Source organism: Frankia sp. CcWB3 (assembly GCF_977927595.1).
The window spans coordinates 15,446-29,913 of the sequence record NZ_CDWRCK010000014.1 but is presented as its reverse complement, the minus strand read 5'-3'; the positions used below and the strand labels follow the sequence as shown (position 1 = coordinate 29,913).

Annotated in this window: 16 protein-coding genes; all 16 read right to left on the bottom strand. The window is 69.2% G+C overall.

Features of this window, described 5'->3' with window-relative positions:
* Positions 1-93 precede the first annotated feature (93 nt).
* Positions 94-351 (bottom strand): F0F1 ATP synthase subunit epsilon, encoded by a 258-nt coding sequence (locus tag ACY5KJ_RS02505; protein ID WP_011438082.1) that lies wholly within the window; start codon positions 349-351, stop codon positions 94-96.
* A complete protein-coding gene (gene atpD, locus ACY5KJ_RS02500; RefSeq protein WP_462202704.1) occupies positions 351-1,790 on the bottom strand; it encodes a F0F1 ATP synthase subunit beta in 1,440 nt (479 codons plus the stop codon). The genes ACY5KJ_RS02505 and atpD overlap by 1 nt, the downstream gene beginning before the upstream one ends.
* A 252-nt stretch (positions 1,791-2,042) precedes the next feature.
* Positions 2,043-2,939 carry a F0F1 ATP synthase subunit gamma gene (locus tag ACY5KJ_RS02495; RefSeq protein ID WP_462186552.1) on the bottom strand — a complete coding sequence of 299 codons (897 nt, stop codon included), beginning with the start codon at positions 2,937-2,939 and terminating at the stop codon, positions 2,043-2,045.
* 3 nt (positions 2,940-2,942) lie between these two features.
* Positions 2,943-4,601 (bottom strand): F0F1 ATP synthase subunit alpha, encoded by a 1,659-nt coding sequence (atpA, locus tag ACY5KJ_RS02490; protein WP_462186551.1) that lies wholly within the window; start codon positions 4,599-4,601, stop codon positions 2,943-2,945.
* Between the two features lie 53 nt (positions 4,602-4,654).
* Positions 4,655-5,497 (bottom strand): F0F1 ATP synthase subunit delta, encoded by an 843-nt coding sequence (locus tag ACY5KJ_RS02485; protein WP_462186550.1) that lies wholly within the window; start codon positions 5,495-5,497, stop codon positions 4,655-4,657.
* A 2-nt stretch (positions 5,498-5,499) separates the two neighbouring features.
* A complete protein-coding gene (locus ACY5KJ_RS02480) occupies positions 5,500-6,078 on the bottom strand; it encodes a F0F1 ATP synthase subunit B (protein WP_462186549.1) in 579 nt (192 codons plus the stop codon).
* A gap of 19 nt (positions 6,079-6,097) precedes the next feature.
* Positions 6,098-6,346: an ATP synthase subunit c family protein gene (locus tag ACY5KJ_RS02475; RefSeq protein ID WP_462186548.1), complete on the bottom strand. Its 249-nt coding sequence runs from the start codon at positions 6,344-6,346 to the stop codon at positions 6,098-6,100.
* A 72-nt stretch (positions 6,347-6,418) separates the two neighbouring features.
* Positions 6,419-7,309, bottom strand: a complete 891-nt coding sequence (gene atpB, locus ACY5KJ_RS02470; RefSeq protein ID WP_462186553.1) for a F0F1 ATP synthase subunit A — start codon at positions 7,307-7,309, stop codon at positions 6,419-6,421.
* Positions 7,310-7,738: 429 nt separating this feature from the next.
* A complete protein-coding gene (locus ACY5KJ_RS02465; protein WP_462202702.1) occupies positions 7,739-7,975 on the bottom strand; it encodes a hypothetical protein in 237 nt (78 codons plus the stop codon).
* Positions 7,976-7,988: 13 nt separating this feature from the next.
* Positions 7,989-8,471, bottom strand: a complete 483-nt coding sequence (locus ACY5KJ_RS02460) for a hypothetical protein (RefSeq protein ID WP_462186547.1) — start codon at positions 8,469-8,471, stop codon at positions 7,989-7,991.
* Positions 8,468-9,577, bottom strand: a complete 1,110-nt coding sequence (locus tag ACY5KJ_RS02455; protein WP_462186546.1) for an MraY family glycosyltransferase — start codon at positions 9,575-9,577, stop codon at positions 8,468-8,470. The genes ACY5KJ_RS02460 and ACY5KJ_RS02455 overlap by 4 nt, the downstream gene beginning before the upstream one ends.
* A 107-nt stretch (positions 9,578-9,684) precedes the next feature.
* Entirely contained in the window at positions 9,685-10,941 is a 1,257-nt protein-coding gene (locus ACY5KJ_RS02450; RefSeq protein WP_462202700.1) for a serine hydroxymethyltransferase, read from the bottom strand.
* Positions 10,942-11,227: 286 nt separating this feature from the next.
* Complete coding sequence (locus ACY5KJ_RS02445) at positions 11,228-11,878, bottom strand: L-threonylcarbamoyladenylate synthase (RefSeq protein ID WP_462186544.1); 651 nt, start codon at positions 11,876-11,878, stop codon at positions 11,228-11,230.
* 34 nt (positions 11,879-11,912) lie between these two features.
* A complete protein-coding gene (prmC, locus tag ACY5KJ_RS02440) occupies positions 11,913-12,923 on the bottom strand; it encodes a peptide chain release factor N(5)-glutamine methyltransferase (RefSeq protein WP_462186543.1) in 1,011 nt (336 codons plus the stop codon).
* Positions 12,920-13,993 (bottom strand): peptide chain release factor 1, encoded by a 1,074-nt coding sequence (prfA, locus tag ACY5KJ_RS02435; RefSeq protein ID WP_462186542.1) that lies wholly within the window; start codon positions 13,991-13,993, stop codon positions 12,920-12,922. The genes prmC and prfA overlap by 4 nt, the downstream gene beginning before the upstream one ends.
* 128 nt (positions 13,994-14,121) lie before the next feature.
* A complete protein-coding gene (gene rpmE, locus ACY5KJ_RS02430; protein WP_462186541.1) occupies positions 14,122-14,358 on the bottom strand; it encodes a 50S ribosomal protein L31 in 237 nt (78 codons plus the stop codon).
* Between the last annotated feature and the right edge of the window lie 110 nt (positions 14,359-14,468).

The window sequence follows — 14,468 nt, the reverse complement described above, 5'->3', positions numbered from 1 at the left end:
CCTGTTAGGTAGGTAGAGCCTGTCGCGGACCTGTGACGTGACGCGAAAGGCGCGTCCCCCGATGCGGGGAACTCGCCCTTGGCCGCAGGAAACTCAGGTCAGCTTCGCGGTCTCGGCAAGGATGCTGACACCCTGGTGTGTCACCGAGATGAAGCCGCCGTCCACCGAGGCTGAGATCTCCCGGCCACCGGTCTTGACCCGGACCGTCCCGCCCGGCGCCAGCAGACCCAGCAGCGGCACATGGCCGGGCAGCACGCCGAGATCACCGTCGGTGGTCCGGGCGACGACCATGTCGGCGTCGCCGGACCACACCTCCTGCTCGGGCGAGACAATCGCCACCCGGATCGGCATTACAGGTTCTCCGCGTTCTTCTCCGCGTCCTCGATGCCACCGCACATGAAGAACGCCTGCTCCGGCAGGTGGTCGAAGTCGCCCTGGGTGAGCCGCTTGAACGAGTCGATCGTCTCGTCGAGCGGGACGAACTTGCCGGGGATGCCGGTGAACTGCTCGGCCACGAAGAACGGCTGCGACAGGAACCGCTGGATCCGCCGCGCCCGGTTGACGAGGATCTTGTCCTCTTCGGAGAGCTCATCGATACCGAGGATGGCGATGATGTCCTGCAGGTCCTTGTATCGCTGCAGAATCCGCTGCACCTCACGGGCCGTGTCGTAGTGCTCCTGCCCGAGATAGCGCGCGTCCAGGATCCGGGAGTTGGAGTCGAGCGGGCTCACCGCCGGGTAGATACCCAGGTCGGAGATGGCCCGGTCGAGCACGGTGGTGGCGTCGAGGTGGGTGAACGTCGTCGCCGGCGCCGGGTCGGTCAGGTCGTCCGCGGGCACGTAGATGGCCTGCAGCGAAGTGATCGAGTGGCCCCGGGTGGAGGTGATGCGCTCCTGGAGCACACCCATCTCGTCGGCCAGCGTCGGCTGGTAACCGACGGCGCTGGGCATCCGGCCGAGCAGCGTGGAGACCTCGGATCCGGCCTGGGTGAACCGGAAGATGTTGTCGATGAACAGCAGCACGTCCTGCTTCTGGACGTCCCGGAAGTACTCGGCCATCGTGAGCGCGCCGAGCGCGACCCGCAGCCGGGTACCCGGCGGCTCGTCCATCTGGCCGAACACCAGCGCGGTGTCCTCGATGACGCCGGCCTCGGTCATCTCCAGGAACAGGTCGTTGCCCTCACGGGTGCGCTCGCCGACCCCAGCGAACACCGAGACGCCACCGAACTCCTTGGCGACCCGACGGATCATCTCCTGGATGATGACGGTCTTGCCGACGCCGGCACCGCCGAACAGGCCGATCTTCCCACCGCGCACGTACGGCGCGAGCAGGTCGATGACCTTGATGCCGGTGGTGAACATCTCGGTCTTCGACTCGAGCTGGTCGAACGCCGGCGCCAGCCGGTGGATCGGCCAGCTCGTCTCGGCCTCGATCTGCTTCACGTCGAGCGGCGTGCCGAGCACGTTGAACACGTGGCCCTTGGTGGCGTCGCCGACCGGGACCGAGATCGGCGCGCCGGTGTCGCGGACGGGCGCGCCCCGGACGAGACCGTCGGTCTGCTGCATGGAGATGGCCCGCACGGTGTTGTCACCGATGTGCTGGGCGACCTCGAGCGTCAGCGTCAGCGTCTCGTCGCCGATGGTCCGGTCGACCTGGAGTGCCTGATAGATCTCGGGAAGCTCGTCGGGAGCGAACTCCACGTCGACGACCGGTCCGATGACTCGGGCGACCCGGCCGATCCCCGGGGTCCGGCCCTCCGCCGTGGCTGGCGAGCTGGTGGTGACGGTCATGGCGTCCTCAGTTTCCCATCAATGCCCGTCGCCGCAGCCTCGGGCTCGCGTTCGCTGGCACCTGGGGCGGAGCGGTTCGCGTCGTGCGCGCTCCGCCTTCGGCGTCGTCCTTCTGCGTTCTGTTGTCGATGTCCGCATCGGTTCCGCTCGGTGTCACCCATTGTGGTCACCCATTGTGTCCGGCGGCGTGAAGACGGGAATGGCGATGACATCGCTCGACATCGCTCCCGCTCCTCGCGCCGCCCGCCCACGTCAGGCTCCCGAGGCCAGGGCGTTGGCGCCACCGACGATCTCGGAGATCTCCTGGGTGATGGCGTCCTGCCGGGCCCGGTTGGCCTGCCGGGTGTATCTCTTGATGAGGTCCTCGGCGTTATCCGTGGCTGACTTCATGGCCCGCTGCCGCGCCGCCGACTCCGACGCCGCCGACTCGAGCAGCGCCGCGTAGAGCCGGCTTTCCACGTAGCGGGGCAGCAACGCGTCAAGCACCCCCTCGGCGGAGGGCTCGAACTCGTACTGGGGCAGCGGGCCGCCGCGCGGCGGTTCGTCGGTCTCGGTGAGCACCATCGGCAGCAGCCGGCGGGCGACCGGCGTCTGGGTGATGGCGCTGACGTACTCCGTGTGGACGACGTGGATCTCGTCCACTCCGCCGTTCTCGCTCGTGTCGATGAAGGCCGCGATGAGCGCGTCCGCGACCGACTTGGCGTCCGCGTACGACGGCTGCTCGGAGAAGCCGGTGTACTCGCCGCTCATCGCACGACCTCGGAAGCGGTAGTAGCCCGTCCCCTTGCGGCCGACGACGTGCAGGTCGGTCTCCTTGCCCTCCGAACGCAGCAGCTCGACGAGTTCGCCGGTGCGCCGCAGCGCGTTCGAGCTGTACCCGCCGGCCAGCCCCCGGTCGCTGGTGATCACCACGACCGCGGCCCGGGTCGCCCCGGGCCGCTCGGTGGTGAGCGGGTGGTCGATCGTGGTCTGCGCCGCGACCGCCTCGATCACCCTGGTGATCTCCTCGGCGTAGGGGCAGGCGGCGGCGACCCGCGCCCGCGCCTTGGCGATGCGGGAAGCCGCGATCAGCTCCATCGCTCGGGTGATCTTCTTCGTCGACTGCACCGACCGGATGCGCCGCCGGTACTCACGAAGCTGGCCCGCCATGGGTCAGCCCTCGTCGTCTTTGTGCACCGCGGGTCGGTGCACCGGGATCGACTCCTGCCGCACCAGCCCCGGGTCGAGCGGGCTCGGCACCGGCTCGTTGACCAGCGGCTGGCCGTCGGACAACGTGAACTGGTTCTTGAACTCCGCGATGGCCGGCTCCAGCACGGCGATCGTGTCGTCGCTGAGCTTGCCGGTGGTCACGATCGCGTCGTACACCTGCGGGTAGGACCGGCCGACGAAGTCGAGGAACTCCGACTCGAAGCGACGGATGTCCGCCACCGGCACGTCGTCGAGCTTGCCAGTGGTCCCGGCCCAGATCGACACGACCTGGCGCTCGACCGGGAAGGGCTGGCCCTGCGGCTGCTTGAGCAGCTCGACCAGGCGGGCGCCGCGGGCGAGCTGGTCCCGCGAAGCCTTGTCCAGGTCGGAGCCGAAGGCCGAGAACGCCTCGAGCTCGCGGTACTGGGCGAGGTCCAGCCGCAAGCGGCCGGCGACCGACTTCATCGCCTTGACCTGCGCGCTGCCGCCGACCCGGGATACCGAGGTGCCGACGTTGATGGCCGGGCGGACACCCTGGTTGAACAGGTCGGACTCCAGGAAGATCTGCCCGTCGGTGATCGAGATGACGTTCGTCGGGATGTAGGCCGAGATGTCGTTGGCTTTCGTCTCGATGATCGGCAGTCCGGTCAGCGACCCGCCACCGAGCTCGTCAGAGAGCTTGGCACAGCGCTCCAGCAGCCGGGAGTGCAGGTAGAACACGTCACCCGGGTAGGCCTCCCGGCCCGGCGGGCGGCGCAGCAGCAGCGAGATCGCCCGGTATGCCTCCGCCTGCTTGGACAGGTCGTCGAAGACGATGAGCGCGTGCTGGCCGTTGTACATCCAGTGCTGGGCGATCGCCGAGCCGGTATAGGGCGCGATGTACTTGAAGCCCGCCGGCTCGTCGGCCGGCGCCGCCACAATCGTGGTGTAGGCCAGCGCGCCGGCCTCCTCGAGGGTGTTCACCACCTCGCGGATCGTCGACTTCTTTTGGCCGACGGCCACGTAGACGCACTTGACCTGCTTCGACGGGTCGCCAGAGGCCCAGTTGTCCCGCTGGTTGATGATCGTGTCGATGGCCACCGTCGTCTTGCCAGTCTGCCGGTCACCGATGATCAGCTGACGCTGACCGCGACCGATGGCCGTCATCGCGTCGATCGCCTTGATGCCGGTCTGCAGGGGCTCCTTCACCGGCTGGCGCTGGACGACCGTCGGCGCCTGCAGTTCCAGCACCCGGGAGCCCTCGGCCACGATCTCCCCGAGGCCGTCGATCGGCCGCCCGAGCGGGTCGACGACCCGGCCGAGGAAGCCGTCACCGACGGGGGCGGAGAGGATCTCGCCGGTGCGGCGGACCTCCTGCCCCTCCTCGATATGCTCGGAGTCACCCAGGAGGACGGTTCCGATCTCACCGACCTCGAGGTTCAGCGCGAGCCCCAGAACGCCCCCGTGGAACTCCAGCAGCTCGTTGGTCATCGTGTGCGGAAGACCCTCGACCCGGGCGATGCCGTCACCGGTGACGACGACCCTGCCGACCTCCTCCCGCTCACCGGAGGTGGCCTGGAAGGAGTCGACGTACTCCCGGAGGGCGTCGCGAATCTCCTCCGGCCGAATGGACAGCTCAGTCATCGCTTTGTCCTTCATGGCTGGCATGGATCTGGTCGGGACTGGTCACGGCGCTCCTACCGAAGCAGGCCGCGCCGGGCGGTGGTGAGCCGGCGGAGAACGCTGCCGTCCACCACCTCGTCGCCGACCCGCACGACGACACCGCCGAGAACAGTTGGGTCAAGATCGGTCTGCAGCTGGATCTGCCGGCCGAAGTAGCCGCTGATCGCGTCGCGCAGGCGCTCAACCTGGCCGGCGTCCAACGGGATCGCGGTACGCACGACGGCCACCACCCGACCGCGCCGGGCAGCCGCGATGCGGCTGTAGTGCTCCAGCCGACCCGCGACGTCGCCCTGCGCCCGGTCGGCCACCGCCTGCTGAACCAGCTGGACAGTGACCGGGTGCACCCGCCCAACCAACAGCCGGTTCACCAACACGGCCTTCGCCGAGGCCGGCGCCGCCGGGTCTGTCAGCGCCAGCGCGAGCTGTGGGTTCTGGTCCAGGATACGGCCGAAGCGGAAAAGCTCGTCCTCCACCTCGTCGAGCGCACTGGTGACGTCAGCCTGAGCGAGTAGCGCCTCGACACTGAGCTCCTCCAGGGCCTGACGCAGGTCCCCCGGCCGCGACCAGCGGCTCTGCACCACGCTGTCGACCACTTTCAGGGTGGGCTCGCTGACCTGGCCGGCCAGCAGCCGGCGGGCGAGCCCGACCCGCGACGGCCCCGGGGCCCCCGGGTCGGTCAGTGCCCGGCGCACCGTCGCTTCCCGCCCGATCAGGGCGGCGACCGCACGCAGTTCCTCGGCGATCCGGTCGGCGTCGGGAACCCGCGCGGCCCGTCGCGGGCCACCCACCGGGATGGCCATCACCTGGTCGAGAACGGCACGGGCCACTGCCAACGAGCGTCGGCTGGCGCCCTCCACCGTCAGCCTCCCAGCCCGGACGCGGTGCTGGCCGGCCGCGGCCCGGCCTCCAGACCCGCGATGAAGTCGTCGACAAGCTGACGCTGCCGGGCGTCGTTCTGCAGCTCATGCCCGACTATCTTGGTGGCGAGCTCGACCGCGAGCGTGCCGACCTCGCGCCGGACCTGGGCGACGACCTGCGACCGCTCGGCCGCCAGCGACGCCTCGGCCCGATCGCGCAACTCGGCGACCTCCCGCTGGGCGTCGGTCCGTAGTTCGTCGATGATTACCCGCGCCTGGGCGTGCGCATCCTCCCGGATACGGGCCGCCTCGGCACGCGCCTCGGCGAGCTGGGCACGGTACTGCTCGAACAGCGCCTGCGCCTCACGCTGGGCCTGCTCGGCCCGACGCAGTCCGCCCTCTACGCGTTCGGTCCGATCGGCGTAGGTCTTGCGGATCTGCGGATAGATCTTCCAGAAGAAGAATCCAACCAGGACACCGAAGGCCAGCAGCCCGACGATCAGTTCAGACAACGGCGGCACGAGGACGTTTTCCTCGTGCGTGCCCACTTCCTCGGCGGCGAGGATGACAGAGGAGTACACCTGATATCCCTGTGCCGGATCAGGTGAACACGAAGGGGACGACGAAGCCGATCAGAGCCAAGGCCTCGACCAGCGCGAACCCGATAAGCATGTACCGGAAAGCAACCTGCTCCGCCTCGGGCTGGCGGGCGATCGCCTGGATGCCGAGTCCGAAGATGATGCCGACGCCGATACCGGGACCGAGAGTGGCGATGCCGTAGGCGACCGTCCCGATGTTGCCGCTGATGGCGTCTTCAGCGGCCAGCAACGTGGACGCGGTAAGAGACATCGTGAAATCCGTCCTTCTAAAGTCGGTGCACCGGGACCGTCTCCGCGGTGCGGGTACGTCGAGAGGAAGATGTCAGGCCCGTGCCACCGCCGGTTGCGCCGGCGTGGCAAACGAAGTCGTCTCCGAGCTCGGTTCGTGCCCGTGGACCGGTGGATGGTCCGTGGCGTGGTCACCGCCACCGTGCGACGAGATAGCACCGCCGATGTAGGCGGCCGTCAGGATGGTGAAGATGTACGCCTGCAAAAGGTCGATCACCAGTTCGAAGCCGGTCAGGACGACGAACATCAGCCCGGAGAAGATGCCGAAGATGAACTGCGGCTTCGGTAGCAGGTAGTCGGCCCCGAGCGCGAACACCAGTAGCAGCATGTGGCCGGCGAACATGTTGGCGAAGAGCCGGATGGCGAGGGTGGCCGGCCGCACGACGAGGGTCGAGAAGAACTCGATCGGCGCCAAGATCAGTTTGACACCGAAGGGCGCGTCCGGTGCTGGTACAAGCATGTCCTTGAAATACGCTCCGGCCCCGTGCTCGCGGATTCCGACCACATTGAAAATGGCCCAGCTGATCAGAGCCAAAATCATCGGCAGAGCAATACGCGAGGTCGTCGGGAACTGGGCCACGGGGATGATGGCCATGACGTTCGAGACCAGGATAAAGCAGAAGAGGATCATCAGGTACGGCGAGAAGACCCGGCCGCGCTCCCCGATGACGTCTCGGGAGATCTGCTGGTCGACGAAGTCGTAGATGGACTCGCAGAAATTCTGGAGCCCCCGCGGGACCAGCGCGGCCCGACGGAATCCAAGCCAGAGGAAAAGGCCCACGAAGATCGCGACGAACAGGGTGAGCGCCGACCACTTGTTGAAGTAGAGGTCACCGATCTCAAACCAGTTCTTCGGCCTGAAAACCTCGGAAGTCGGCCCGTGGAAGCCGTCGTCGGCCGCCGCGAACACCGAACCGCTCGGCACTTCCGACACCTCCATGATCATTCAACAACGTCAAAGTTCGCAATCACCTACGACCAGGTCGGCCTCACCCTATACGGGTGAGGCCCCTCCGGGTAGAGGAGCGAAAGCCAGGCGGCCACCGCCTGCATCCCGATCCCTACCCTCCACCCACGAGGCCCCGTCAGGGCCCGTCCCATGCGGAAGCGAAAGGGGACAACCAGCGGCGAGCGGCACCCAAGGCGCCTGCCCGACACCGCCGATGCTATCCGCCTGGACGCCGCGAGGCATCAATTACACACGAGAGATCTTCGACAAACTGTCGAAGATCACCGTCCGTAAATTTGATGGCAATTTTGTTACCTAGAGTGACTTTACTTCCATCTACACACCGTCATCAACGGACACCGAAGCGATAAATGACCAGGTAGAGTGCTCCCGCAATTCCGACAATCAGTCCAATGGGGAAAAAAGGGCTTGAAACCCCAGTAGCCGATCAAGGCCAAAACCGGCCAGTCCCCAGAAGCCGGCTCCCGCCACAAGCGTGCCCACGATGCCCCAGGCCTCGCCGGCGGGCGGCGCCAGTGCGCGGCCCAGGTTGCGACCCGGGCCCTCGGGCACCCGCGAGCCGCCACCGCCGGTCCCGGTCGAGCTCTCCCCCGACCGGTCGTCCGCGCTCTGGTCGGGCATGGAACCCACCTCGTCACCGCCCCTCGACCGGCGCCGGCCCGGCTGCCGGCCCCTGCGGCACGTCCGGCTCGGCCTCGGCGCTCGGCACCGTGGCCGGAATCCCCGGTTCGTAGAACGGCACCCGCAGCCGGGCCGCCGACCACACTTCGGCGCCGACCCAGCACAGCGTGCCCGCCACGATTGACCAGGCGAACGACGGCAGATTCACGGCGGTGGTGCCCTCCAGGGCCACCAGGACGACACCCAAGGTCACAACCTTCACCGCGTAGACGCCCAGCGCGACCGGCAACAGCGCCGTCGTGCCGATCCGCCGGCCGATCGCCACCAGTGCCACCTTGCCCGCCGCGAAGAAGGTGCTGACCAGGCCAACTCCCAGGGCCGCGCCGAGGAAACCCGCCCCGCCCCGCGCCACCCCGGCGATCACGAGCGTCGGCACGGCCAGCGCGAGCATGGTCCACAGCCCGGCGCGCAACGTCGGCGCCGCGACGCCGGTCACGCCCGCCGCCCCGTACGCTGGGTGCCGAGGAGCAGGGCTACCAGGGCCGCGAGGCCCACTCCGGCGGTGGCAACCAAGATTGGCCACGGGGAGTCGGAGAACGACGCGGCGACACCTCCGAACCCGACCAGAGCCGCCCAGAAGTACATGAAGAGAACCGCCCTCACGTGCGAATTACCGATTTCCAGCATACGGTGGTGGAGATGCATCTTGTCCGCCGCGAACGGCGAGCGCCCCGCCCTCGTCCGCCGGACGACCGCGAGCCCGAGGTCGAGGAACGGAACGGCGAGCACGGCCAGGGGTATCGCCAACGGGATCAGTGACGGGTACGACCGTGAGGGTCCAACGTAACCCCCGTAGGCCACCTGACCGGTCACGGAGATCATCGATGCGGCCGACAGCAGGCCGATGAGCATCGAGCCCGAGTCCCCCATGAACAGCCGGGCCGGATTGAAATTGTGCGGCAGGAACCCGATGCAGACCCCGGCGGTCACGGCGGCCAGGAGCGCCGCCGGGGAGGCCCGGTAGAAGCCGTTGATCACTGCGATCTGATAGGCGAAGTAGAAGGTCGCGCCGGCGGCGATCGCCGCGACACCCGCCGCGAGGCCGTCCAGGCCGTCGATGAAGTTCATCGCGTTGATAAGCACGACCGTGGCGAGGATGGACAGCGGGACCGCGGTCTCCGGTCCCAGGCTCAGCGTCGTCTCGCTGTCCCGATCGATCGCGAACGTCCATTGGACACCGAGGAGCACCATAATGCCGGCCGTGGCGACCTGCCCGGCCAGTTTGGTCAGGGAGTCCAGTTCCCATCGGTCGTCGGCGACGCCGAGCAAGCAGATCAAGGTGCCGGCGACGAGCACCGCCCGGATCTCCGACCAGTCCTGGGAGACCACCGACAGGAACGGCAGGCGGTCCGCCACCCCGAACCCGGCGTAGAGCCCGGCAAGCATGGCCAGGCCCCCCAGCCGGGGCGTCGGGGTGGAGTGGACGTCGCGGGCACGTACCCCGGCGACGGCACCGATACGCATGGCGAAGACGCGTGCCACCGGCGTAGCGAGAAAGGTCACCGCCGCCGAGACCACGAAGACGAGCAGGTACTCGCGCACCGTCGGGCATCTCCCGCCTGCCGGACCCGGATCCGGCTACTGCCGCCTACTACCGCCTACTGACGCGGCTGTGCGGAACCTCTTGATCCCCTACCGCGGATCGGCCCCTACCGCGGATAGGCCGGATGCCGGGCGACAAGCGCGGACACCGCCGCCGCCACGTCGGCGGCGGTGTCCGGCTCACGCACCGCGTGGGCGATCAGCCCCGCGATCTCCTTCATCTCCCCCTCGCCCATCCCCTGGGTGGTGACCACCGGGGTTCCTACCCGGATGCCGGAGGAGATCGCGGGCGGCTGCGGGTCATAGGGAATGGCGTTCTTGTTCAGGGTGATGCCGGCCGCGTCGCAACGCGCCTCGGCTTCCTTGCCACTGACCCCGAGTTCCCGCAGGTCGAGCAGGGCGAGATGGGTGTCGGTGCCACCGGCGACGGGCCGGATGCCCTCGGCAGCGAGCCCGTCGGCGAGCCGCTGCGCGTTGGCCACCACCTGGCGAGCGTATTGCGCGTAAGCGGGCGAGGCCGCCTCTCGCAACGCGACGGCCTTCGCCGCGACCGCGTGCATCAGCGGGCCACCCTGGCTGAACGGGAACACGGCCTTGTCGATGCGGGAGGCCAGCTCCTCGCGCGCGAGGATCATGCCCCCCCGCGGGCCGCGCAACACCTTGTGGGTGGTGAAGCTGACGACGTCGGCGTAGGGCACGGGGCTCGGGATCGCGCCCCCGGCGACCAGACCGATGAAGTGCGCCGCGTCCACCATCAGCCACGAACCAACCTCGTCGGCGATCGAGCGGAACGCGGCGAAGTCGATCAGACGTGGGTAGGCCGTCGCCCCACAGATGATCATCTTGGGCCGGTGCTGGCGGGCGAGCTCCCGCACCTGGTCGTAGTCGATCAGCTCGGTGTCCTCCCGCACGCCGTAGGCCACCACGTTGAACCACTTACCGGAGAAGCTCACTTTGCTGCCGTGGGTGAGGTGACCGCCATGCGGCAACGACATCGCCAGGACTGTGTCACCGGGCGTGAGTAGCGCCGCATACACCGCGAAGTTCGCCGACGAGCCCGAATGCGGTTGCAGGTTGGCGTGCTCCGCGCCGAAGAGCTGCTTCGCCCGGGCGATGCCGATCTCCTCGGCCCGGTCGACCACCTGGCAACCGCCGTAGTAACGCCGACCCGGATACCCTTCGGCGTACTTGTTCGACAACGTCGAGCCCAGCGCCGCCAGCACCGCCGGGGACGTGAAGTTCTCGCTCGCGATGAGTTGCAGGCCGCCGCGCAGCCGGTCCAGCTCATCGAGGACCACCTCCGCGATCTCCGGATCCGTCGCGCTCAGCTGGTCGAAGTCCGGGCCCCAGAACGGGGTGCTCATGACGTTCCTAACCTCCTGCGCTAGAACGGCGACCGCACTGGAACGGCAACCGTGCCACAACCGGCAACCGATGACCGGTGCCGCCGCGCGGGCAGCCCGGTCACCCCATGCTCCTCTGGCCCGGGAACACCATCCACCCGGATCTACCCGAAGCCACCCGCTGTGACCATCGCCCCCGCGACCCGGTTCAGGATCGTACGGGACTCTCCCGCCGGGACGATCAGCGGCGTCAGGCCCACCCCACGCCGGCCCGTCCGGACCCCGGGCCCGGCTCCAGTTCACGGGCTCACCGGTTCACGGGCTCCCGGACCAGCGGCAACACTGCACGCAGCGCGGTGAGATCAATCGCACCGCTGCGCAGTACAACGGGCACCTCCTCGGTGCAGTCGACGATGGTCGAGGGGACGGCGGCCGGGCACGGTCCCCCGTCGAGATAGACACCCGCGGCACCGCCGAGCTGGTGCAGCGCCTCGTCGATCGTCGTCGCCGGAGGCTGGCCGCTGATGTTCGCGCTGGAGACGGCCATCGGCCCGGTCCGACCCAGCAGCTCGATCGCCACCGGGTGCAGCGGCATGCGCACCGCCACCGTGCCCCGGCCCTCCCCGAGATCCCAGCGCAGCGACGGGGTGTGCCGGACTACCAGCGTCAGCCCGCCCGGCCAGAATGCGGTGATCAGCTCCCGGAGCTGGGGAGTCATCCGCTCGATCAGCCCGTCGAGGGTGCGCCAGGAGCCGACCAGGACCGGGACCGGCATGTTCCGGCCACGCCCCTTTGCCGCCAGCAGCGAGGCCACCGCGTCCCGGTCGAAGGCATCGGCGCCCAGCCCGTAGAGCGTGTCGGTGGGGAGCACAACCAGCCCACCCCGGGCGACGGTGCTGACCGCCGCGTCGAGACCGCGGGCCCGCTCCCGTTCGTCGGAGCAGTCGAAACGTTCCATTGCCGGTCCTCTTCTCAAGGATCAGGGTTCGTCCTCAGGATCGGGGCTCGCGGGACGCCCCGCGCTGGCCGGTGACGAACCGGTCCCGGCCGGCCAAGTCCCGATGATCCGCCACGTGCGACCAGCGGCCATCGGCGCGAAGCAGCTCGGGCGCCGACACCCCGTGGCCGTCGGCGTGTTCGATGACGAGTAGACCGCCTGGCCGCAGGAGCCGCGCCGCCACCCCGACAACCGTGCGCACCACGTCGAGCCCGTCGGGCCCTCCCCACAGGGCGCGGGCCGGATCATGCTCGCCCACCTCGGGCTCCACCGTGTGGCGGTCGGAGTCGGGGAGGTACGGCGGATTGCTGATGATCAGGTCGACCGTCCCGGCGAGTCGGGTGAGCGGCTCGGGCAGCGCCGCGGCGATGTCGGCTGCGTGCGCCGTCACGGGAAGACCGGTGTCGGCAATGTTGCGTCGCAGCCAGACCACCGCCGCCGGGTCGACCTCCACGGCGTGCACCCTCGCGCCGGGCAGCTCCGCCGCCAGGGACAGCGCGATCGCCCCCGAGCCCGCGCACAGATCGACGCACAACGGTCCCGGCTGCCGGGCCCCGGTGAGCCCGGCGGGCCCGGTGAGCGCCCATTCGACGACAGACTCCGTCTCAGGCCTCGGGATGAAGACCCCGGGGCCGACGGTGAGCTCGAGGTGGCGGAAGCCGGCGACACCGGTCAGGTGCTGCAGCGGCACCCGTTGCGCACGCCTGGCCACGAGCTCGTCCAGCCGCCGCGCCGCTGCCGCCGTGACGTCGTCGAGCAGTGCCAGCCGGCCGCGGGGCACCGCGAGCACGAAGGCGGCGAGCTGCTCGGCGTCGGCACGGGGGCTCGCCACCCCGGCCGCACGCAACCGGTCGGTCGCCACCGCCAACCACGCGCCCAGCGGTGTCAGGTCGGCCGCGTGGCGCACCGGGCTCAGGGGATCCGCGGAGCCCGAATGTGGGGACGCGCCCCGGCCCGGCTGCTCCGTGCCCCGAGAGCGCCCCTGCACGGCCGACGGGCCGGTCATGACGCCTGAGCCGCCAGCCGCGCGTCGAGGTCCGCGGCGGCCAGCGCGTCGAGGACCTCGTCGAGCTCCCCGTCGAGCACCTGGTCGAGGTTGTGTGCCTTGTAGCCGACCCGATGGTCGCTGATCCGGTTCTCGGCGAAGTTGTAGGTCCGGACCCGCTCCGACCGGTCCACCGTGCGGACCTGGCTGGCACGCGCCAGCGACGCCTCCGACTCGGCCTTCTCCCGGGCCGCCCCGAGCAGGCGGGCCCGCAGGATCCGCAGCGCGGACTCCTTGTTCTGTAGCTGGCTCTTCTCGTTCTGGCAGGAGACGACCACACCGGTCGGGATATGGGTGATCCGGACCGCGGAGTCCGTGGTGTTGACGCTCTGCCCACCGGGGCCGGACGAGCGGAACACGTCGATGCGCAGGTCGTTCGGGTCGATCTCGACATCAACCTCCTCGGCCTCCGGAAGCACCAGGACCCCGGCCGCCGAAGTGTGGATACGTCCGGCGGACTCGGTGACGGGCACCCGCTGGACGCGGTGCACCCCGCCCTCGAAGCGCAGCCGGCCGTAGACGCCGTCCCCGGGGCCCGCGGGTCCCCGGGCCTTCACCGCCACGCTGACATCACGATAACCGCCGAGGTCGGAGGGGTTGGCGTCGAGGATCTCGGTCTTCCAGCCGCGCCGTTCGGCATAGCGCAGGTACATCCGGAGCAGGTCTCCGGCGAACAGCGCCGATTCTTCGCCACCGGCGCCGGCCTTGACCTCGAGGATGGCGTCCCGGGCGTCGTCCGGGTCAATCGGGACGAGGTAGGCCCGCAGTCGGTCGTTGAGCCGGGCCAGCTCCCCGCCGAGATCATGGACCTCGTCCCGGAACGACGGGTCCAGCGCCGCGAGCTCGCGGGCGGCAGCGAGGTCCCCCTCCACCCGGTCGAGCTCGCGCGCAAGATCCACGACCGGGGCGAGCTGCGCGTAGCGACGGCTCAGGGCGCGCGCCTTCGCGGGGTCGTTGTGCACCGCCGGGTCGGCGAGCTGCCCCTCGATCTCGGCGTGCTCGGCGATCAGGCCGTCGAGCGGGGACGTCATCGTGGTTCCTTCGCACGTCATGGTCCTGGAACACGTCACGGTTCCGGGAGAGGGTCGGTGGGACGGGTACCACCCGTCCCAGACGCAAACGGCGCCCGTCCGGAGTCCGAACGGGCGCCGCGGCCAAGCTACTTCGCGCCGCCGACCTTCTCGCCGGGGCGCCGCCGACCGAACCGGCGCTCGAACTTCTCGACCCGGCCGCCGACGTCGAGGATCTTCTGCTTGCCGGTGTAGAACGGGTGGCACTGCGAGCAGACCTCGGCGTTGACGACGCCGTTCTCCTTGGTGCTGCGGGTGGTGAAGGTGTTCCCGCAGGTACAGGTGACCGTCGTCTCGTGGTAGGTCGGGTGGACGTCAGACCTCATGATCCCTCTTTCGAAGTGGCCGCCGGGTCGTCGTCTCGCGTGGACGACGTGAACCGGAGCCGGTCTGCTGCCAGTCTGCCAGAGGCCGGGTGCACCGACCGCCAGCCGAT

Bases quoted from the DNA above. Each gene is read 5' to 3' on its own strand.
- ACY5KJ_RS02475 (WP_462186548.1), bottom strand. From the start codon at position 6,346: ATGTCTCTTACCGCGTCCACGTTGCTGGCCGCTGAAGACGCCATCAGC.
- ACY5KJ_RS02505 (WP_011438082.1), bottom strand. From the start codon at position 351: ATGCCGATCCGGGTGGCGATTGTCTCGCCCGAGCAGGAGGTGTGGTCC.
- atpD (WP_462202704.1), bottom strand. From the start codon at position 1,790: ATGACCGTCACCACCAGCTCGCCAGCCACGGCGGAGGGCCGGACCCCG.
- atpA (WP_462186551.1), bottom strand. From the start codon at position 4,601: ATGACTGAGCTGTCCATTCGGCCGGAGGAGATTCGCGACGCCCTCCGG.
- ACY5KJ_RS02445 (WP_462186544.1), bottom strand. From the start codon at position 11,878: ATGGAACGTTTCGACTGCTCCGACGAACGGGAGCGGGCCCGCGGTCTC.
- prfA (WP_462186542.1), bottom strand. From the start codon at position 13,993: ATGACGTCCCCGCTCGACGGCCTGATCGCCGAGCACGCCGAGATCGAG.
- ACY5KJ_RS02495 (WP_462186552.1), bottom strand. From the start codon at position 2,939: ATGGCGGGCCAGCTTCGTGAGTACCGGCGGCGCATCCGGTCGGTGCAG.
- ACY5KJ_RS02450 (WP_462202700.1), bottom strand. From the start codon at position 10,941: ATGAGCACCCCGTTCTGGGGCCCGGACTTCGACCAGCTGAGCGCGACG.
- rpmE (WP_462186541.1), bottom strand. From the start codon at position 14,358: ATGAGGTCTGACGTCCACCCGACCTACCACGAGACGACGGTCACCTGT.
- prmC (WP_462186543.1), bottom strand. From the start codon at position 12,923: ATGACCGGCCCGTCGGCCGTGCAGGGGCGCTCTCGGGGCACGGAGCAG.
- ACY5KJ_RS02465 (WP_462202702.1), bottom strand. From the start codon at position 7,975: ATGCCCGACCAGAGCGCGGACGACCGGTCGGGGGAGAGCTCGACCGGG.